General features: G+C 46.0%; 15 protein-coding genes. 10 read left to right on the top strand and 5 right to left on the bottom strand.

Features of this window, described 5'->3' with window-relative positions:
- Positions 1–14 precede the first annotated feature (14 nt).
- From folK to sfsA, 5 genes are all read right to left on the bottom strand, one after another.
- Positions 15–500 carry a 2-amino-4-hydroxy-6-hydroxymethyldihydropteridine diphosphokinase gene (gene folK / locus AK966_RS03290; RefSeq protein WP_099079852.1) on the bottom strand — a complete coding sequence of 162 codons (486 nt, stop codon included), beginning with the start codon at positions 498–500 and terminating at the stop codon, positions 15–17.
- A complete protein-coding gene (gene pcnB / locus AK966_RS03285) occupies positions 497–1864 on the bottom strand; it encodes a polynucleotide adenylyltransferase PcnB (protein ID WP_172438137.1) in 1368 nt (455 codons plus the stop codon). Before pcnB ends, folK begins: the two co-directional genes overlap by 4 nt.
- A gap of 102 nt (positions 1865–1966) precedes the next feature.
- The gene (gene gluQRS / locus AK966_RS03275) at positions 1967–2830 is read right to left on the bottom strand and encodes a tRNA glutamyl-Q(34) synthetase GluQRS (RefSeq protein WP_119463527.1); all 864 of its coding nucleotides are present in this window, start codon (positions 2828–2830) and stop codon (positions 1967–1969) included.
- Positions 2831–3086: 256 nt separating this feature from the next.
- A complete protein-coding gene (gene dksA, locus AK966_RS03270; RefSeq protein ID WP_099079854.1) occupies positions 3087–3533 on the bottom strand; it encodes an RNA polymerase-binding protein DksA in 447 nt (148 codons plus the stop codon).
- Between the two features lie 137 nt (positions 3534–3670).
- Positions 3671–4387, bottom strand: a complete 717-nt coding sequence (gene sfsA, locus AK966_RS03265) for a DNA/RNA nuclease SfsA (protein WP_099079855.1) — start codon at positions 4385–4387, stop codon at positions 3671–3673.
- A 66-nt stretch (positions 4388–4453) separates the two neighbouring features.
- Between sfsA and hrpB the strand changes: the two genes are divergently transcribed.
- The 10 genes from hrpB (at position 4454) to AK966_RS03215 (ending at position 20733) form a co-directional block, all read left to right on the top strand.
- Positions 4454–6922 carry an ATP-dependent helicase HrpB gene (gene hrpB / locus AK966_RS03260; RefSeq protein WP_119463560.1) on the top strand — a complete coding sequence of 823 codons (2469 nt, stop codon included), beginning with the start codon at positions 4454–4456 and terminating at the stop codon, positions 6920–6922.
- On the top strand, positions 6915–9305 hold the full coding sequence (gene mrcB / locus AK966_RS03255; protein ID WP_099079856.1) for a penicillin-binding protein 1B: 2391 nt from the start codon (positions 6915–6917) through the stop codon (positions 9303–9305). Before hrpB ends, mrcB begins: the two co-directional genes overlap by 8 nt.
- An 88-nt stretch (positions 9306–9393) precedes the next feature.
- Positions 9394–11706 carry a patatin-like phospholipase family protein gene (locus AK966_RS03250; RefSeq protein ID WP_119463526.1) on the top strand — a complete coding sequence of 771 codons (2313 nt, stop codon included), beginning with the start codon at positions 9394–9396 and terminating at the stop codon, positions 11704–11706.
- A 270-nt stretch (positions 11707–11976) separates the two neighbouring features.
- Positions 11977–14565 carry a bifunctional aconitate hydratase 2/2-methylisocitrate dehydratase gene (gene acnB / locus AK966_RS03245; protein WP_099079858.1) on the top strand — a complete coding sequence of 863 codons (2589 nt, stop codon included), beginning with the start codon at positions 11977–11979 and terminating at the stop codon, positions 14563–14565.
- Between the two features lie 97 nt (positions 14566–14662).
- Positions 14663–15031: a YacL family protein gene (locus tag AK966_RS03240; RefSeq protein ID WP_099079859.1), complete on the top strand. Its 369-nt coding sequence runs from the start codon at positions 14663–14665 to the stop codon at positions 15029–15031.
- A gap of 188 nt (positions 15032–15219) precedes the next feature.
- Positions 15220–15558 (top strand): P-II family nitrogen regulator, encoded by a 339-nt coding sequence (locus AK966_RS03235; protein ID WP_099079904.1) that lies wholly within the window; start codon positions 15220–15222, stop codon positions 15556–15558.
- 25 nt (positions 15559–15583) lie between these two features.
- The gene (locus AK966_RS03230; protein ID WP_099079860.1) at positions 15584–16813 is read left to right on the top strand and encodes an ammonium transporter; all 1230 of its coding nucleotides are present in this window, start codon (positions 15584–15586) and stop codon (positions 16811–16813) included.
- Positions 16814–16963: 150 nt separating this feature from the next.
- The gene (locus AK966_RS03225) at positions 16964–17977 is read left to right on the top strand and encodes a Fe(3+) ABC transporter substrate-binding protein (RefSeq protein WP_119463525.1); all 1014 of its coding nucleotides are present in this window, start codon (positions 16964–16966) and stop codon (positions 17975–17977) included.
- 99 nt (positions 17978–18076) lie between these two features.
- Complete coding sequence (locus tag AK966_RS03220) at positions 18077–19702, top strand: iron ABC transporter permease (protein ID WP_099079862.1); 1626 nt, start codon at positions 18077–18079, stop codon at positions 19700–19702.
- The gene (locus AK966_RS03215) at positions 19702–20733 is read left to right on the top strand and encodes an ABC transporter ATP-binding protein (protein WP_099079863.1); all 1032 of its coding nucleotides are present in this window, start codon (positions 19702–19704) and stop codon (positions 20731–20733) included. Before AK966_RS03220 ends, AK966_RS03215 begins: the two co-directional genes overlap by 1 nt.
- Positions 20734–20798 lie beyond the last annotated feature (65 nt).

Here is a 20798-nt window from a genome sequence, read left to right as displayed (position 1 = left end):
TTACTAGGAGTTGGCTATGACTGCCAAATACGGAGGCCATTTCGGTCTACTCGTTCAAGTAGCGACGAGACCTCGGTCCCATCAGGGAGTTGTAAACTTGGTGCAATTTCCGCAAGAGGGTAGAGTACGAACTCGCGCTCTCTCATTCCATAGTGTGGAACTGTCAGTCTCTCGGAATTAATCACCTCATTGCCGTATAGAATAATGTCGAGGTCTAACGTTCTTGGCCCCCAACGTTCGTCTTTACGGACACGCCCTTGCTCTTGCTCAATTGCTTGGGTGCAATTAAGTAACTCAAGGGGCATCAAATTGGTATTGATTGCTACTACGGCATTGATGTAATCCGGCTGATTTTGCGGACCCATCGGTGTGCTGCTGTATAGCGAAGAAGCCTGAATAAACTCTGAATTGGGTAGAGTTTTGAGTGCCTCGATCGCGACGTTTGCTTGGCTGACGGGATCAGCCAAGTTACTGCCTACCGCAATGTATGCTGTGATCATGATTTAGGCTTACTTTTTTTCTTGCGATAGGTTTTACGGCGACGAGGGCCAGACTTTGGTGATTGGCCATCAAGGTCTGCTGCCATCGCTTGACGCATTTCACGCCCAGCATTTTGGAAAGTTTCCCACCATTTGGCAAGCTTCTGAGTGTCTCCACCTTCAATTTCACCGCGCATTTCAAGGAAATCAAAGCCAGCTCTAAATTTATTGAGCTCCATCAGACGAGATGCGCGCTTACCATTGCGTCGTGGAAGACGTAATTGTAGCTGCCAAATTTCTCGAATGGTGGCGGTATGACGACGTGGAATGGCAATCGTGCGAACTTGATCATCAAGGATGATGTTACTTGCTTCCATTATCGCATCGTAGTGGCATAGGTTATGTTGCTCCATTAGCTTGTCAGCGAGGGCACATAGCGGGTACCACAGCATCGCAGCAAACATAAATGCTGGATTGATGCGTTTACCTTCTTCGATACGAATGTCTGTTGAGTCCAATACCAAATCCAGCATTTGCTCTGTATGAGATTCGTAATCTTCAGTGAAGTGTTCAGAAATCGCAGGGAACAGCTGTTGGAATAAGTTGTATTCACGTAGCAGGTGGTAAGTCTCTAGGCCGTGACCTGCTTGAAGCAGCTTTAGTGACTCTTCGAATAGACGTGCTGACGGGATGTCACGCAGTAGTGGCGCCATCTCTTCGATTGGTGCTGCCGTGTCTTCTTCGATGTCGAAGTCGAGTTTTACGGCAAAGCGGACCGCACGCAACATGCGCACTGGATCTTCGCGGTAACGAGTTTCAGGATCACCGATCAGGCGAATAAGACGATCTTCTAAATCTTCAATCCCACGAGCGTAATCGTGAATTGAGTAATCTGCGATGTTGTAGTACATCGAGTTTATCGTGAAGTCGCGACGTTCGGCATCTTCATCAACGGTGCCGTAGACGTTATCTCTTAACAACATCCCTTCTTTTGATTGCTGAGAGATGTTTTTATTTTTTTGCTCTTGGTGGTGACCACGGAAGGTGGCGACTTCGATGATGTCTCGGCCAAACATAATGTGGGCAAGACGAAAACGTCGGCCAATCAAGCGGCAGTTTCTAAACAATTGCTTGATTTGCTCAGGTGTTGCGTTAGTCGCAATATCAAAGTCTTTGGGCTTTTGTCCTAGCAGTAAGTCTCGAACCCCGCCACCCACAAGAAAAGCATCGAAACCAGCACCATTTAGGCGATATAGTACCTTCAGTGCATTATCACTGATGTGCTTACGCGAAATGTTGTGCTCTTCACGAGTTATTACATTGAGAGCGAGCTCTGGGATAGTGGCAGGTTCGCTTGTTGTACAGTCGTTTGTATTCATGTGCATCTGGCAATTACTGGGTTTAATCCAATTTTGCTTTGGTTAGTTATCTAAGCCTCAAGGGCTGATTTTGCGGCTAATAATAGCCTACACGGTGCCATTTGAGAATCACGGCGTGATTTCTATCTCTAATGGAAGCTGTTCTAAGCGCCAATTTTCGCATCCCCAACGTAGAATGTCGTTGAGATTCGCGGACTTAATATGGCCTGGTAGATTAAAACCTAAAAACCTCATGGCATGCAGCAAAGTTGGTTTTGGGTCATTGATATCAATGGCTGTCGCATGATTCTGCTTTGACAGCTTATTACCGTTAGTGTCCATCGCCAACGGCAAATGTAAGTAACGTACCTCAGGTTGTTCCAGAATTCGGTACAAACTGATTTGGCGGCCGGTGGGCTCAATTAAGTCAGCGCCGCGAACGACCTCGGTGACGCCTTGATCAATGTCGTCTAATACTACCGCAAGATTATAAGCAAATAACCCATCGCGACGTTTAATAATGAAATCTTCATTCACTAAGGCTGCAGGAATCGCTATTCTACCGTGTTTCTGATCTAAGAAACTAGCGATGGGCTGGGTCATTTTTAGGCGGATTGCGCCTTCTTGCAAGCCTTTGTCGCGGCAAGTGCCTGGATAATAGCCACCATGTTCTTTAATTTGCTTACGCGTGCACTGGCAGTAATAGGCATCGCCGTTGGCTAGCCAAGCGTCAATTTGTGCTTGATAAAGGTCGTGTCGTTCACTTTGATACACGACGTCCCCATCCCAAAGCAAGTGGTAAGCTCGTAGTGCTTGTAAGATGGCTTCAGAAGCACCGGGCATTTCTCTAGGCGGGTCGAGATCTTCAATTCGGACTAACCAATCACCATGGTTTGCTTTCGCCTGGAAGTAACTACCCAGAGCAGCAACCAGTGAACCAAAATGTAATGGGCCTGAAGGGGATGGGGCGAATCGACCTACGTAGCGTGTCATGCGTGTGTATCTCAAGGTTATACCAAGCGTAGTATGTAGTGGTTTATTCTAGCTGATGAAAATGCTCGATAATGGCGTTAAAAATTTCGATATTAGAATAACTCGTTATCGAAAATTTTCGCTTTGTTCTCAAACATTTCCTCTACGCTATTGTTGAGCACTTGCTTACTGTGGTTGGTATTATTTGGGTATATAAATTAAACCAAAACAAAAAGGGAGCCTGAGCTCCCTTTTAGTAATCATAATGCTTGGTCGATTAACCTTGCATTTGCTTCTCTTTGATTTCTGCAAGTGTTTTACAGTCAATACAAAGATCTGCTGTTGGGCGCGCTTCAAGACGACGGACGCCAATCTCAACGCCACAAGACTCACAAAAGCCGAAATCGTCTTCGTTAATTTTGTCTAGCGTTTTCTCGATCTTCTTGATCAAGCGACGTTCACGGTCACGGTTACGCAGTTCTAAGCTGAACTCTTCCTCTTGAGAGGCACGGTCAACTGGATCTGGGAAGTTTGCGGCTTCGTCCTGCATATGGTGTACAGTGCGACCGACTTCTTCCCTGAGCTGATTACGCCAAGCTGTTAAGATTTTAGTAAAGTGTTCCACTTGCTCTGGTGACATATACTCTTCACCAGGCTTTTCCTGATATGGCTCCACACCAGCAATGGCTAGGATGCCTATCGTTTTTTTCTTTGATTCTGGCATACAGCATCTCCTACTTACACCTAGTCAACTGCTATGCAGTCAATTTAAGGCGGGTATCTATAGCAAAAAGAGACGAAGCAGGCAATCACTGAATTATAAACTTATCGTCATTGTGAAGATAACATCATTTTTTTCAATTAATTGATAAAATCAACAGCAGAAATTAGTTTGATTTCAGTATCGCTTAGTTCTGCTTTATAGCAGAGCACTTCTACTCCAGCGTTTTGTGCTTGTTTTAGTAACATTGAATATTTCGCGTCTATATGGTGTGCCGCGGATACTTTTTCAATGCCTGAATGTAAAACAGTGAATAAAAGTATGGCTCTACTTCCATTTTGTGCCATATCTGTGAGTTCTCTCAGGTGCTTTTGACCTCGTGTGGTGACGGCATCTGGGAAATAGCCTTGTCCTGATGGGGTTTCTTCATCAAGCAGAGTGACGCTTTTCACCTCTATATAGCACTTTGGTTTGTCGCTTGCGCTGAGCAAGATATCAATTCGGCTATTTTCATTGCCGTATTTCACCTCAGTTTGAAGTTGGTCATATCCAATGAGTTCTGAAATAACATCATTTTCAATGGCTTCGACGGCTAATTGGTTAGCGCGAGCGGTATTGACACAGATTCTGTGCCCTTGCGCGGTCTCACTAAGCTCCCAACTGTTTGGGTATTTTCGCTTAGGGTTATCCGAGGTGGAGTACCAAACTTTGTTGCCAGGTGTTGCACAACCTGTCATTGCACCAGTGTTAGCACAATGGATGGTACGAACTTCACCGTTATCTAATTCGATATCGGCAAGAAAGCGTTTGTAGCGTTTGAGCAGAGTTGCTGACTCTAGAGTAGGTTCGAAATGCATTTTGCTTATTTAGACGGGAAAGTTTTATGTACAATGTTGCCACCATTACAACACAGGGTATTTCCTTTGTCACAATTGCCGATTGAAGCCGTGATGCCGCAATTACTTACGGCGGTCAAAAATCAACATCAAGTGATCCTCAAAGCCGCTCCAGGGGCTGGTAAGTCAACCTATTTCCCATTGCAACTTGTGAAAAATCAAATTGTGTCAGGCAAGATCGTGATGCTCGAACCTCGACGTTTGGCGGCGCGCAATATTGCTCGTTACCTAGCGCAGCAACTGGGTGAGCAAGTTGGGGAGCGAGTGGGCTATCGAGTTCGCGGTGAGACAAAGGTAAGCCAGCATACTCAGCTCGAAATTGTCACGGAAGGGATCATGACACGAATGATCCAAAATGACCCTGAGTTAGATGGCATCGATCTACTGATCTTTGATGAATTTCATGAGCGCAGTATTCATGCAGATACCGCTTTAGCGTTCAGCCTTGAAGTGCAAGAAGCACTACGTGATGATCTTAAGCTGGTGGTGATGTCGGCAACGCTCGATCAAGACGCATTGCAAACCTTGTTACCCGATGCAGCTTATATCGAATCCCAAGGCCGTAGCTTTGAGGTGGAAACGCGCTATTTTCCTTTAGGGACAAACGATCACTTGCCAACCTCAATGGCAAAAACGATCGAGAGTTTGATGCACAAAGAGCCTGGCTCTCTGCTTGCTTTCCTTCCTGGTGCCGCGGCGATTAAACAGGTGGAAGAACGTTTATCACACCTACCTGATAACATAGAAGTGTGCCCGCTTTATGGGCAACTCAGTTTCGCTGAGCAGCAAAAGGCCATCTCTCCAACGATTTCAGGCAAGCGTAAAGTTGTGCTAGCGACGAACATTGCCGAAACGTCGCTGACCATTGAAGGTATTCGCCTGGTGGTGGATTCAGGACTAGAACGCGTCGCGCGCTTTGACTTGAAAAATGGATTAACCCGCCTTGAGCAAGTTCGAATTGCACAGTCATCGGCGATACAGCGTGCAGGTCGCGCAGGACGTGTTGAAGAGGGTATCTGTGTTCGACTTTATTCTGAGGCCCAGTTTAAGCAGCAACCCCAAGTACCACAGCCAGCAATTCTCCACACCGATCTCGCTAGTTTGGTGATGGAATTAGCGTTTTGGGGGGCCGGCGATATCTCCGCACTCAAATGGTTGAATATCCCATCAGCAGCCTCTCTTGCACAGTCTAAGCAATTGTTAGCTTCTTTGCGATTGCTAACGGAGTCAGGGCAATTATCGCCGGATGGTAAAATCGCTCATGAGTTGGGCGTTGAGCCTCGCTCTGCGGCTATGCTCATACAAGCGCAACATCATAGTGAAAAGATGCTAAATACCGCGCTGGCAGCGGTCGCCCTTATTGAAGAGCCAGAGCGCAATGTGGCGAATATTGCTCATAGTTTGCATCGCTGGGTGAGCGGTATCCACCCGAAAAAGTCGATGATGCTAAAGCGAGCGCAAACCCTTGCTCATAAACTGGGTTCTACATTCAATTTGTCTGCGATAGATGAAGCGTTATTACCTTTAGTGTTGAGTTTGGCATTTCCTGATCGTATCGCGCAACAAAGAGCCAACCAGTACGGTCGTTTTACTTTAGCTAACGGACATGGTGCGGAGTGTCGACCAGAAGAAATGTTGGGTGGCTGCGAGTACTTAGTCGCGATAGATTTGATGCGCTCTCACTCTAATTCGAGCCAAATTCACTTGGCTTGCGAGCTAGATATCAATACCTTACAAGACGCTTTCGCTACGCTTTTTTCTTCAACCGAAATGGTTGATTGGGATAACGATAAAGGGCGATTGATTGCGGAGCAACAGCTCAAGCTCGGGCAGTTGGTCATTAAGCGCGAAACGTTGCCAAGCCCGGGTAAAGAAAAAATGACACAAGCTTTACTCACTTATGTCCGTCGTCACGGCTTACAGAGTTTAAACTGGACATCGGCCGCCGATAATTTATTAGAGCGTATTCGCTGTGCAGTGGAGTGGTTACCTGAGCAGGCTTGGCCGAGTTTTGATGAGACAAGTCTACTGGAGAGCTTAGAGGAATGGCTAGAGCCTTATATGGGTGCGGTATCATCGGTGAAAGATCTTGAGAAAGTGAACTTGAGTGAAGCGCTGAATGCGCGACTCGGTTGGCCTTTGAATCAAAACATCGATGAATGGTTACCACAAGATTACCGTTTACCAACTGGCTCAAAAAAGCGCATTCGTTACCAATTTGGCAGTGAGCCCGTATTGTCGGTGCGCATGCAAGAGGTGTTTGGCGAAAGCGCTTCACCGACCGTGGCATTGGGGCGCAAGCGATTGGTGCTTGAATTGCTTTCTCCAGCGCAGCGTCCACTTCAGGTGACGAAAGACTTAGCCGCATTTTGGGCGGGAAGTTATAAAGAAGTACAAAAAGAGATGAAAGGGCGTTACCCCAAACACGTATGGCCAGATGACCCTGCCACCCATGTAGCGACAACGAAAACAAAAAGACAATTAAATAATGACTGATACAAAAAAGCCGCACGAAAAAAAGGCGCCAGCGAAGAAAACCACCGCGACGAGAAGTCACGCATCAAGCAAAGGCACTGCTAAGCGTACTCGTCGTGCACCATCGAAAAAGCCAAATCGTAATAAACGCTCTTGGCTGAAGATGTTATGGTCATTTTGTTGGAAAGCGGGGATCGCATTAGCTGCGGTATTGGTGTTTGTTGGCATTTATTTAGATAGCGTGGTGAAAGATCGCTTTGATGGTCAGTTATTTGAGTTGCCTACGGTGGTCTATGCTCGCATTCTTAATTTAAGTCCGGGCGATAATCTGACCATTCAAGAGATGCGTAACGAACTGGATGTGTTGAATTACCGTAAAGTGAGCCAGCCTCGCTATCCGGGGGAGTATTCATCTTCATCGACGCGTATTGAATTAATCCGTCGCCCATTCGAGTTTGCCGATGGTCCTGAGCCAGATCGCCATGTCATGTTGCATTTTTCTAGCAGTGGTTTACAGCGTATTCAATCGTTGGAATCAAAAGGGGAGCTAGGTTATCTACGCATTGAACCTAAGATGCTGGGTATGTTGGAAAAAGATCAAAATGAACAGCGTTTGTTCTTACGTCGTGATCAATTCCCTGAGATTCTTGTTGATGCACTTCTTGCAACTGAAGACCGTGACTTCTACCAACACGATGGAGTATCTCCACTTGCGATCGGTCGCGCTTTGGTCGCCAACATCAAAGCAGGACGCACGGTACAAGGTGGCAGTACACTGACTCAACAGTTGGCAAAAAACTTATTTTTAACTCGTGATAAAACCTTATGGCGTAAGGTGCGTGAAGCGTACATTGCGCTGATTCTGGATTACCGCTACAGCAAGGACCGTATTCTTGAAGCGTACCTCAACGAGGTGTATTTGGGGCAAAGCGGTGGTGATGCGATCCATGGCTTTGGCTTGGCTTCACGCTACTATTTTGGTCAACCGATCCAAGAGTTGCGTATTGATCAGTTAGCGATGCTAGTAGGAATGGTGAAAGGGCCATCTTATTACAACCCGATTCGATACCCAGAGCGCACGAAAGAACGCCGTGATTTGGTATTGCGCCTGCTTATGCAGCAAAACATGCTGACCTCAGAGCAATACGAGCAAGCGGTAAATCGTCCGCTCGATACACAAAGCAAGCCGCGTATCGCGAGTCGCCAACCTGCGTATTTCCAACAGCTGAATATCGAACTGAAAGAGAAAGTTGGCGATCAATTTAAGGCTGAGACGGGCTTGCGTTTGTTTACATCACTTGATCCAGTCTCGCAAAGTAAGATGGAAAAAGCGATCGCCAAGAAAATTCCTGAACTTGAAAAGCGCGCAGGTAAAGAGTTAGAAGCGGCAGCGGTGGCGGTGGATCGTCACAGTGGCGAAATTCGTGCCATGGTGGGGGGGAAGCGAGTCGGTTATGAAGGTTTTAACCGCGCGTTGAATGCGAGCCGCCCGATAGGTTCGCTAGTGAAACCAGCTATTTATTTAACAGCATTGGAACAACCAGAGAAATACAACTTGGCAACCACATTACATGACACACCGCTCAGCCTGAAAGGCAGTAAAGGGTCAGTATGGTCGCCACGTAATTTTGATCGTAAGTTCCGTGGTGATGTGCCGCTGTATATGGCTCTTGCTAAGTCTCTCAACGTTCCAACGGTACGCCTTGGTATGCAACTTGGTATTCCAGAAGTGTCAGCAACTTTAGAACGTTTGGGTGTCAACAAAGATGAGATCCGCCCAGTGCCATCGATGTTTTTAGGTTCATTTTCGTTAACGCCTTTACAGGTCGCACAGATGTACCAGACAGTGACGAATTCAGGTAAACGCGCGAAGTTGAGCGCACTACGTTCAGTGATCGATATGAACGGCAATGTGTTGTATCAATCGTTGCCTCGTTCTGCGCCAGCGGTGGATGAGCAAGCCGCATGGTTGACAACTTATGCGATGAAGCAAGGTGTTACGCAAGGTACTGGCCGTTTCCTACAAAGTCAGTTTTCATGGGCGGCATTGGCGGGAAAAACAGGCACCAGTAATGATAGCCGTGATAGTTGGTTTGTTGGGGTAGATGGTCGTGAAGTCACCACGATTTGGCTTGGCCGCGATGATAACAAGTCCACCAAACTTACCGGTTCAAGCGGTGCGCTTCGTGTTTATGCGGAATACTTAACACAACGTATCCCTGAAAGGTTGGAGTTGCCGTGGCCAAAAGAGGTGACCACATTGGGCTTTAAGCCAACACCTAATGGTGCGCTAGAGATGAATTGTCGTAGTCAACATAAATTGCCAGTGTGGGATAAAACGGGGCAGATAAAACAGCAATGTGAGAAAAAGTCGAATTGGTTGAATAGTTTATTTGATTGGTAAGACCATCAAAAACACCATCTATGACTTGTTTCGCTGTTCAAATCTTAGTAAAAGTAAGGTGATTAATACTCAGTAAAGGAAGATGTGAATGTTCAAAAAGCTGCCCTCAAATTCATTGGCGCATCGTTTTGCGTTTTGGGTCTGCTTCTTGATTGCAGCCCCTTCTTTTGCTCAACCTCTCGAAGAAGATGCCGCTCGTCCGAAGGTTGCGGTGGTGCTTGCTGGTGGTGGAGCAAAAGGTGCCGCCCATATCGGTGTACTCAAAGCACTTGAAGATATGCACATTCCTGTCGATATCATTACAGGCACGAGCATGGGGGCGTATGTCGGGGGTCTGTATGCCTCTGGCATGAGTGCCGATGAAATTGAAAGCTTTATTTATAGTGTTGACTGGAATAGTGGTTACCGAGACCGCGTAGACCGTAGCCAACGCCGTGTTCGTGATAAAGAGTATGAAGACCGATACCAAATTAACACCGATTTAGGTGTGCGATTTGGTGAGATTAGAGCACCAACTGGGGTGGTACAAGGGCAAAATATGTTGCGTATTTTGCGAGAGACCACGGGTAACCTTGGTCGTTTTGACTCTTTCGATGATCTCGTTATTCCATATCGTTCCGTGGCGACAGACATCTTGGAACTAGAAGAGGTGGTTCTGGCTGATGGTTATTTAGTTGATGCCATGATGGCAAGTATGTCGGTGCCAGGTGCTCTCCCTCCTTATGAACTCAATGGCCATATGTTGGTCGATGGTGGTGTTGTCAATAACATGCCCGTCGACGTTGCACGTTCGATGGGGGCTGATATTGTGATTGCAGTCGATATCAGTACTGATTACAACACCAAAGAAGATTTTACTGGCCTGTTTGCGGTTGCTGATCAGCTATCCAACTATTTAGTACGCCGCAGTACTCAAGATCAAGCCGCAACGCTTAACGATGATGATGTTTACCTTCGTCCAGATGTTGGCCAAATGGAGACGGTTGAGTTTGATAAGATGCCAAGCGCATTTCAAGCTGGTTACCAAATCACGAAGAAGCAAAAATCAAAATTGAGTGCGTTAAGCCTTTCCAGCGCGGAATACCAAAAGTATATCGATCAGAAACAAGATATACGCCGAGATCTGGTGTATGGCGATGAACGTATCGTTGATCAAATCGTTATCGTAAATAACACCCATTATAGTGATGTGTTGTTGACCAATCGTTTGGAATTAGAAACAGGGCGCCCTATCGAGACGGCTGAAATTGAAGAGGCTGTGGACAGTCTGTATGCGTTGGATCGTTTCGAATTGATCACGTATCACTTTGAAGAGATTAACGGGGTAAACTTGCTGGTATTTGATGTCAATGAAAAATCTTGGGGACCCAACTACCTTAACTTTCGTTTTTTCCTTGAAGATGATTTCAAGACTGACAGTCAATACGGCATTGGAATGTCGGCAAACTTCACAGACTTAAACTCTCATGGTGCCGAGTTGGCATTTAACATTGATATGGGCACCGATAAGCTTATCGAGACGGAACTGTATTCCCCAGTACTTTCTAGCCAGGAGCTGTTTGTCTCCGGTAAGCTCAGTTATCGCTCTGAAAATCGCAATATCCCACTGAATGATTTTGAAAATCCAGATCTCGGTTCGGTCTATGACTTTTTCCCTGTCTCGTATACCGAATTTATGGGCGAGTTATCCGCGGGGGGGCAGCCAACATTGTGGCAAGAGTTTCGAGTGGGTGGGCGTTATTCGACAGGAACAATTGAATTATCGACGTTCGCTTCTGCAGGGGATATTGATTATGAGCGTTTAGGTGTTTTCGCCAACTACCGCTTAGATACACTGGATGATTTTGCTTTTCCCACTCGAGGAATATTGCTGGACTTAGACTACTTGGTTTCTCATGACAAGAGTCCTGAAGGGTTTAGCCAAATTAATACAAATGACAGCGTAGAAGACACCGTATATGAAATCGCTGCTCGATTTAAAGGCGCGGTAAGTCTTCAGCGTCATACTTTAGTCGGGCAAGCGGAATACAGCGTTGTTGAAAGCAAAAACTCGGCGATTCCACTCGATCCGAGAGAGATCGGCGGCTTCCTGAATTTATCGGGTATTCCTAGAAATAGCTTGATCGGACAAAACCTATTTTTTACGAGCTTAGTGTACCGATATCGATGGATGGACAATGATTTCGGGTTGTTTGAAGCGCCTGTTTACTTAGGCGCGTCGCTTGAACACGGTGGTGTTTGGTCGGATAACGATCTGAAGCTCAATGAAGCGCCACTGTATAATGCTGCATCGGTTTTCTTTGGGGTAGACTCTCCAATTGGGCCAGTCATGTTGGCATACGGTCGTACAGAGCAAGAGTTAGATGCTGTGTACTTGATCGTTGGCACATCATTTAAATAAAAAGGTAATGAGCCGCAAAATCTTTGCATATTTAGCTAATATATACCGGACTTTAGTCGTAAGTTGCTATGTTGGTCAAAGTGGGGAGATTTTAATTTAAAGTTAAATTTGCTATTCTGTCGCCCACAGTTTGGCCTCTACGACGCTGTTTCTCAATCAAGAATTGAATGAAAACAAGGGCAATGGAGAGCCAAGTTTCCAAGGATGTTCACTCCTTTACTTTAACAATAGTAATTAATAAAGGAGGAACCGCAATGAGAGGAAAAAGTCGTGCTTGAAGCCTACCGTAAACACGTCGAAGAGCGTGCTGCCGAAGGAGTTGTTCCTAAACCGCTAGACGCTGAACAAGTTGCTGGACTTGTTGAACTTCTGAAAAATCCCCCACAAGGTGAAGAAGCATTTATTCTTGACCTACTAGAAAACCGTATCCCACCGGGCGTAGATGAAGCTGCTTATGTAAAAGCGGGCTTCCTAACGGCGGTAGCAAAAGGTGAAGTGGCATCACCATTAGTAAGCCGTGAAAAAGCGGCTGAGCTACTAGGTACGATGCAAGGCGGTTACAACATCGCTCCACTAGTTGAATTGCTAGATGATGACCTACTAGCGGCAATCTCAGTTAAAGCGTTGTCTCACACATTGCTGATGTTCGATGCTTTTTACGATGTAGAAGAGAAAGCCAAAGCAGGCAATACATTCGCACAACAAGTCCTACAATCTTGGGCAGATGCGGAATGGTTCACCTCAAAAAAGAAAGTCGCAGAAAAGATCACCGTTAAAGTCTTTAAAGTAACGGGTGAAACCAACACAGATGATTTATCTCCAGCACCAGATGCTTGGTCTCGTCCAGACATTCCAGTACACGCGAAAGCGATGCTGAAGATGGAGCGTGATGGTATCAACCCAGATCAGCCTGGCAGCGTTGGTCCTATCAATCAAATTGAAGAGCTACAAAAAGACGGTATCCCGCTAGCCTACGTGGGTGATGTTGTTGGTACGGGCTCTTCACGTAAATCAGCAACAAACTCCGTGCTTTGGTTTATGGGTGAAGATATCCCATTTGTACCAAACAAGCGCACGGGCGGTATCTGTCTAGGTGGTAAAATTGCGCCTATCTTCTACAACACAATGGAAGACTCGGGCGCACTGCCGATTGAATTAGATGTACAAAACATGAACATGGGTGATGTAATTGACATCTATCCATACGAAGGTGTTGTGCGCAAAAACAGTGAAGAGATTTCTCGCTTTAAACTGAGTACAGTATTGCTTGACGAAGTTCGTGCTGGTGGTCGTATTCCTCTGATCATCGGTCGTGGTTTAACAAGCCGTGCTCGTGCATCTCTTGGCCTAGAAGAAACGGAGTTATTCGCTAAGCCAGTGGATCCTTCAGCGTCAGACAAAGGCTACACATTAGCTCAGAAGATGGTTGGTAAAGCATGTGGCGTAGAGGGTGTGCGTGCAGGTCAATACTGTGAGCCTAAGATGACAACGGTCGGTTCTCAGGATACAACCGGTCCAATGACGCGTGATGAGCTAAAAGATCTTGCGTGTCTTGGCTTCTCGGCGGATCTAGTGATGCAGTCATTCTGTCACACTTCAGCATATCCAAAGCCTGTTGACGTAAACACGCACCACACGCTACCTGATTTCATCATGAACCGTGGCGGTGTATCGCTTCGTCCAGGTGACGGCGTTATTCACTCATGGCTAAACCGTATGCTTCTACCTGATACTGTAGGTACAGGTGGTGACTCGCATACTCGTTTCCCTCTCGGTATTTCATTCCCTGCTGGCTCTGGTCTGGTTGCGTTCGCTGCGGCGACAGGCGTTATGCCACTGGATATGCCAGAGTCAATCTTGGTGCGCTTTAAAGGCGAAATGCAGCCGGGTATCACGCTACGTGATCTCGTTCATGCGATTCCTTACTACGCAATTCAACAAGGTCTACTGACGGTTGAGAAAGCAGGTAAAATCAACGAATTCTCTGGTCGTGTACTAGAAATCGAGGGTGTTGAGCACCTAACGGTTGAACAGGCATTCGAATTGTCTGATGCTTCTGCAGAGCGCAGTGCGGCTGGTTGTACGGTTAAGCTGTCTCAATCGTCGATCGAAGAATACCTAAATTCGAACATCACCATGCTTAAGTGGATGATCTCGGAAGGTTACGGCGACCGTCGTACAATCGAGCGTCGTATCACAGCGATGGAAGAGTGGTTGGCAAACCCAGAACTGATGGAAGCGGATGCAGATGCCGAATACGCACACATCATTGAAATTGATCTAGCGGATATTCACGAACCAATCCTATGTGCACCAAACGATCCGGATGACGCCCGTCTTCTGTCTGAAGTGCAAGGCACACAAATTGATGAAGTGTTCATCGGTTCTTGTATGACTAACATTGGTCACTTCCGAGCAGCAGGTAAACTGCTAGAGCAATTCGGTGGTCAACTTAACACTCGTCTATGGGTGGCGCCACCAACGAAGATGGACCGTGACCAACTGACGGAAGAAGGTTACTACGGTATTTACGGCCGCGCTGGAGTTCGTATTGAAACCCCTGGGTGTTCACTATGTATGGGTAACCAAGCACGAGTAGCAGATAAAGCAACAGTCATGTCGACTTCAACGCGTAACTTCCCGAACCGTCTAGGTACAGGTGCGAATGTATACCTTTCTTCAGCAGAGCTTGCTGCAGTAGGCGCGATTCTAGGTAAGATCCCAACCAAGGAAGAGTACTTAGAATACGCGAAGCAAATCGATGCGACAGCAGCTGATACTTACCGTTACTTGAACTTCCATAAAATGGATGAGTACACTAAGAAAGCGGCAGAAGTGATCTTCCAAGAGCCAGCATAAGCTGAGTACACAAACACAAAGCACCTCATTGAGGTGCTTTTTTTATGGGCGCAATTCGTTATACTCCGCACCAAATTGATACGAAAAGGCAATCTCGATGGAATTTGAATTCATCCGTAATACTTTGATGGGCGAATACTATGTCAAATGCAGTATGGGGCATGAGATTGTAGGTCGATGGTTACAAGAAGAAATTGGAAAAGATCCGGCCAAAATTTCTCAAGTTGAAGCGTTAGTTGATCAGGCTTTTTCTTCACCTTCTCAAGAACATAAATTAGTGGGTTCAGAGATCAGTTTGATGATTCAAGGCGACGAGGTGTTAGTACAAGAAAATGCACTTTCGCATGAATATGAAGTAGAGATGGAAAGTGAGTTTGATTTCTACGATGCAGAGAGTACAGCGAACTGTGGTATAGAGGATTTCTGTGCCCTGATTGATCAGTGGAAAGACTTTTTGGGCATGTGATGCACAGTTTTGGGTGATCTAAATCATATTGCCTTATATTTGTGAAAAGGGCGCACCATCTCGGTGCGCCTTTTTTTGTTTTCACGTTATTATTTTTGTTATTTTATTTATAATCAATGACTTATAAAGTTGGCATGCAGATTGGATTATTAAAAGTGTATAAAGATGAAAGCTGCGGAGAAGATTCAATGAAAATCATAAATGCCATTATAAAACCTTTTAAGTTGGATGATGTACGTGAAGCATTGGCTGATGCTGGTATTGAAGGGATGACAGTATCAGAGGTTAAAGGCTTCGGTCGCCAAAAGGGCCATACGGAGTTGTACCGTGGCGCTGAGTATCAAGTCGATTTTCTACCAAAAGTAAAACTAGAAATCGCGACACATGCAGACAATGTAGAGCGCGTGGTAGAAGCGATCACCAAAGCGGCTCAAACAGGGAAAATTGGTGACGGCAAGATTTTTGTCTACGACCTAAGCCAAGCGGTGCGTATTCGTACGGGTGAAATGGACGCAGAAGCACTTTAAGAATTCAATGGATTGGAGAACTATCATGGAATTAACAACCACGGTTACTGAATTACGTTACGCACTCGACACCTTTTTCTTTCTCATTTCCGGTGCGTTAGTCATGTGGATGGCAGCGGGTTTTGCCATGCTGGAAGCGGGCTTGGTTCGCTCTAAAAATACGACAGAAATTCTAACTAAAAACATCTGTCTGTACGCAATTGCTTGTACCATGTTCCTGTTGGTCGGCTACAACATTATGTATGTTGATAACAGCGAAGGTGGTTGGCTACCATCATTTGGCGCACTTATTGGTACTCAAGGTGAAGGTGCTGACCACTCACTGGAGTCGGACTTCTTCTTCCAGGTTGTATTTGTCGCAACCGCAATGTCAGTCGTCTCTGGTGCGGTTGCTGAGCGTATGAAGCTTTGGTCGTTCCTTATCTTCTCCGTAGTACTAACGGCATTCATCTACCCAATGGAAGGTTATTGGACGTGGGGCGGCGGTTTCTTATCAGCAGCTGGCTTTAGTGATTTTGCTGGCTCAGGTATCGTACACATGGCGGGCGCATCAGCAGCGTTAGCTGGTGTATTGCTGCTTGGTGCGCGTAAGGGTAAGTACGGAAAAAACGGCGAAATTTACCCTATTCCAGGTTCAAACATGCCACTTGCGACACTGGGTACCTTTATTCTTTGGTTCGGCTGGTTCGGTTTCAACGGTGGTTCTCAGTTAATGGTGTCTGACTTTGAGAATGCAACGGCCGTAGGTCAAATCTTTTTGAACACCAATGCAGCAGCGGCTGCAGGTGCCATTGCCGCACTGTGCGTATGTAAGACAACATGGGGTAAAGCAGACCTGACTATGATTCTTAACGGTGCATTGGCAGGTCTGGTTGCGATTACCGCAGACCCGCTATCACCATCCCCACTATACTCCGTCGCTATCGGTGCGGTATCGGGTGCTCTAGTCGTATTTAGCATCATTGCTCTAGATAAGCTTAAGATTGATGATCCAGTTGGTGCTATCTCAGTTCACGGTGTGTGTGGTTTCTTTGGGCTAATGGTTGTGCCACTAAGTAACGGTGATGCAACGTTTGGTGCTCAGCTTCTTGGTGCGGCAGTGATTTTTGCTTGGGTATTCGGTGCGAGCCTAGTGGTATGGGCCATCCTAAAAGCAACGATTGGTATCCGCGTGTCAGAGGAAGAAGAGCTAGAAGGCATGGATATGCATGATTGTGGTGTTGGTGCTTACCCTGAGTTTGTTACCGTAAAATAAGGCTGAATGGCTTAATATAAAATTTGCGTCGCTATTAAAAAACCTGCCTAAACGCAGGTTTTTTTAATTTGAGTCATTGTTTTCAAATTGGACATGCATATAATAACGCAACTGATAAACGTTATCATTAGCATATTAAAGGATTGAACAATGAAAAAACTGCTAGCCCTTTCCGCGATGACATGCGCAACGTTGGCTCCAGCGGCAATGGCTGCTGAGGAAGTGAACGTCTACTCTTACCGTCAACCTTTCCTAGTTGAGCCTATGTTTAATGAGTTCACTAAAGATACTGGCATCAAAGTAAACGTTAAGTTTGCGAAACAAGGTCTAGCAGAGAAGTTGGCTCAAGAAGGCGAATACAGCCCAGCTGACGTAATCCTTACCACAGACATCAGCCGTCTAGCGGAACTGACTAACAAAGGTTTAGTTCAAAAGGTAGACAGTAAAATCATTGAAGAAAATGTACCAGCACAGTACCAAGATAAAGAAAACGAATGGTTTGCTCTAACGCTACGTACTCGTAACGTTTACTCTTCACGTGACCGTGTTGGTAAGCTAGGTAGCGACTTCAACTACGCAGATCTAGCAAAGCCAGAATTCAAAGGCAAAATCTGTACTCGTAGCGGTAAGCACCCTTACAACGTATCTCTCGTTTCTTCTATGATCGCACACCACGGTGAAGCAAAGACAAAAGAATGGCTAGAAGGCGTAAAAGCGAACCTAGCTCGTAAGCCGCAAGGTAACGACCGTGGTCAAGTTAAAGCGATCAAAGAAGGCCTCTGTGATGTTTCGCTAGGTAACAGCTACTACCTAGGTAAGATGGTGAACGATAAAGAGCAGAAAGCTTGGGCTGATGCGGTATACATCAATTTCCCTAACCAAGACACTACGGGTACACACGTAAATATCTCTGGCATGGCGATGGCGAAATACTCTCCAAACCAAGAGAATGCGGTAAAATTAATGGAATTCCTTACGGGCGATAAAGCACAGCAAATGTACGCAGAAGTGAACTATGAGTATCCAGTAAAAGAGGGCGTAAAGCGTTCTGAGTTAGTGGAGTCGTGGGGTGATTTCTCTGCGGATAAGATTTCTCTAGACGAGATTGCTGCAAATCATGAAGCGGCAATTAAGCTTCTAGATGAAGTGAAATTTGACCTTTAATTCCTTGTGGGGGTATAACTATACTCCCATTTGATTAAAGGATATGAGATGTACTTGCACCTGCATTTATATTTCATATAGCCTTGAAGTATTTAGGCAATGAAAGATAAACGTTCTCTATGGAAAACCAGTAGCGGAGTGATAGCTCTGTTACTGGTTTTGCCGATCTTAGCGATCTTCTATACCGCCATTGGCGAAACGGATGACTTGTTCGCCCACTTAATGGCAACGGTTATGCCGACTTACATCTACAACACCGTCACACTGACGGCGGGTGTGATGATGCTTTCCCTTATTCTTGGCATTCCTAGCGCATGGTTCATGGCCATGTGTAAGCTGCCAACCGAGAAGTGGTTGCAATGGGCATTGGTGCTACCGCTCGCTATGCCGGGTTATATCATTGGTTACATTTTTACCGACTGGTTTGATTTTGCCGGTCCAATCCAGATTTTTTTACGTGATATAACGGGTTGGGGGCCAGGGGAGTATTGGTTCCCTGATATTCGCACCTTGTCTGGTGCCACTTTTGTGCTTTCTCTTGTGCTATATCCGTATGTGTATTTGCTGTGTCGCGCTGCATTTATGGAGCAAAATGTTTCCTTATTACAAAGTGCCCGCTTATTAAAGTGCTCTCCTTGGGAGAGTTTTTGGCGTATATCGATGCCTTTGGTTCGCCCCTCGATTGCCGTTGGTTTGTCGCTTGTAGCAATGGAAACCATCGGCGATTTTGGCACGGTTAGCTATTTCGCAGTCAATACGTTAACCACGGCCGTTTATGATACTTGGCTTGGTTACTCGAACCTTAATGCTGCCGCTAAGATATCTGCGTTGATGTTGATGGTTGTCGTGTTGTTATTGAGTGCTGAACGTTACAGTCGTCGTAAGCAAAAGCTTTTCCAAAGTCAATTTAATAGCCATGAGGAATTTCGCTATAAGCTAAGAGGATGGAAGAAGTGGGGCGCATTAATCTGGTGTTGGGGCCTAGTTGCCATTGCCTTTATTTTTCCATTGCTTCAGCTTGTTGATTACGCGATCACCTATTTTGCTCAAAGCTGGACGCCTGAGTTCCGTGAATACGCGTGGAATAGTTTCGTGGTGTCGATCATTGCGGCAATTATCGGGGTTGTGATTGCTTTGGTTGTTAATTTTAGTCAGCGAGTCAATGGTGGACGTACTAGCTTAGTTTTTATGCGTTTATCTTCAATGGGTTATGCTGTGCCTGGTACCGTGTTGGCCATTGGTGTGATGGTGGCGGTACTGTTTATGGATCACCGCGTTAACGATTTTGCTAAAGCGATGGAGTGGAGCAGACCGGGGCTGATTTTCTCTGGTTCAATGTTTGCGTTGATCTTCGCTATGGTGGTGCGTTTCTCTGCAGTCGCAATTGGCAGCGTGGAAAGCAACTTGAATAAGATTTCTCCATCATTAGACATGGCCTCTCGAACCATGGGCTGTACGCCGAATACCATGCTATGGCGAGTGCATTTTCCATTGGTAAAACGCGGTGCATTGATCGCCGGACTCTTAGTGTTTATTGAGTCGATGAAAGAGCTCAACGCAGCGTTGTTACTGCGCCCATTTAACTTTGAAACGCTGGCGACGTATGTGTATAACTTCGCCTCGGATGAACATTTAGAATTGGCTGCCCTTCCGGCGGTATTACTGGTTCTTGTTGGGTTGATCCCGCTTGTTGTTGTTAACCGTTCATTGGAGCAAAATCACTAATGAGTTGCGCACTATCAATTAGAAACTTAACTTGTCAGTATGACGCTCAAACTGTCCTTGAGTCCCTTTCTCTTGAGGTAGAGCAAGGGCAAATCGTATGTCTACTTGGTGCGAGTGGCTGCGGTAAAACAACGTTATTGAAAGCCATTGCTGGTTTGTTGCCACTAAGTTCAGGTCAAATGAGCTTAAACTGCCTTACTATTGATGATGGTGAAAACTGGTTGCCTCCAGAGCAGCGTAATATCGGGATGATTTTCCAAGACTATGCCTTGTTCCCCCACCTGACTGTGGCAGAGAACATCGCGTTTGGCTTGAAGAATGAAACGGCACAACAAAAGCTCCTTAAAGTAGAGGAAATGTTGGGTTTAGTGCATCTAAAAGGCTACGGTGATCGCTATCCTCATCAGCTTTCCGGTGGTCAGCAACAGCGCGTGGCGATTGCTCGATCGCTCGCTTACAAGCCAGACCTGCTACTGCTTGATGAACCGTTCTCGAACATCGATACCCAAGTTCGCCATGAGTTAATTGGTGAGATCCGCAAGATCTTTAAAGAGCAGGGTGTTACGGCGATTTTTGTGACTCACAGTCGTGAAGAAGCCTTTGCTTTTGCAGATAAGATGGCGGTAATGAACCATGGTGTCATAGAGCAGTATGGCACAGCGTCTGAGTTGTACTACCAACCTTCGAGCAAGTTTGTCGCGGATTTCTTAGGTGGTGGCAGTTATCTTGCGGCAAAACGTATTTCTGATAGCGAGTTTGAAACCCATTTAGGTCTGGTCGAAGCGAATGCTCAGCAAGCGATTCCAGTTGATGCTGAATGTGCGTTATTACTGCGCCCGCAGCATGTACAGATTGAAGCCAATGAAGAGAGTGCAGTGAAAGTACTGGAGCTGCACTTTATGGGCGATCATTGCCGTTATGTGATTGACGTGAATGGTGACCGTTTGTTGGCGACTTCATCCCAGGCGTTAAATGTGGGTGATAGCGTGACGGTAAAAGTGGAAACTCAAGGCGTGCTGGCTTTTGCTTAACACAAACAACCTGAGTTTAGGTAAAAACAAAAAGGCCCGGCGGTGATGCCGGGCAAGTGTTCTTC

The organism is Vibrio sp. PID23_8 (genome assembly GCF_003584965.1).
Classification (GTDB): domain Bacteria; phylum Pseudomonadota; class Gammaproteobacteria; order Enterobacterales; family Vibrionaceae; genus Vibrio.
The sequence above is the reverse complement of the archived record's forward strand: the minus strand, read 5'-3'. Positions and strand labels throughout refer to the sequence as shown.

What these genes read in the sequence shown, in the direction of transcription:
- AK966_RS03235 (WP_099079904.1), top strand. Translation starts at nt 15,220, where the DNA reads ATGAAAATCATAAATGCCATTATAAAACCTTTTAAGTTGGATGATGTA.
- pcnB (WP_172438137.1), bottom strand. Translation starts at nt 1,864, where the DNA reads ATGCACATGAATACAAACGACTGTACAACAAGCGAACCTGCCACTATC.
- folK (WP_099079852.1), bottom strand. Translation starts at nt 500, where the DNA reads ATGATCACAGCATACATTGCGGTAGGCAGTAACTTGGCTGATCCCGTC.
- AK966_RS03220 (WP_099079862.1), top strand. Translation starts at nt 18,077, where the DNA reads ATGAAAGATAAACGTTCTCTATGGAAAACCAGTAGCGGAGTGATAGCT.
- sfsA (WP_099079855.1), bottom strand. Translation starts at nt 4,387, where the DNA reads ATGCATTTCGAACCTACTCTAGAGTCAGCAACTCTGCTCAAACGCTAC.
- AK966_RS03225 (WP_119463525.1), top strand. Translation starts at nt 16,964, where the DNA reads ATGAAAAAACTGCTAGCCCTTTCCGCGATGACATGCGCAACGTTGGCT.
- gluQRS (WP_119463527.1), bottom strand. Translation starts at nt 2,830, where the DNA reads ATGACACGCTACGTAGGTCGATTCGCCCCATCCCCTTCAGGCCCATTA.
- AK966_RS03215 (WP_099079863.1), top strand. Translation starts at nt 19,702, where the DNA reads ATGAGTTGCGCACTATCAATTAGAAACTTAACTTGTCAGTATGACGCT.
- dksA (WP_099079854.1), bottom strand. Translation starts at nt 3,533, where the DNA reads ATGCCAGAATCAAAGAAAAAAACGATAGGCATCCTAGCCATTGCTGGT.
- AK966_RS03230 (WP_099079860.1), top strand. Translation starts at nt 15,584, where the DNA reads ATGGAATTAACAACCACGGTTACTGAATTACGTTACGCACTCGACACC.
- AK966_RS03250 (WP_119463526.1), top strand. Translation starts at nt 9,394, where the DNA reads ATGTTCAAAAAGCTGCCCTCAAATTCATTGGCGCATCGTTTTGCGTTT.
- mrcB (WP_099079856.1), top strand. Translation starts at nt 6,915, where the DNA reads ATGACTGATACAAAAAAGCCGCACGAAAAAAAGGCGCCAGCGAAGAAA.
- AK966_RS03240 (WP_099079859.1), top strand. Translation starts at nt 14,663, where the DNA reads ATGGAATTTGAATTCATCCGTAATACTTTGATGGGCGAATACTATGTC.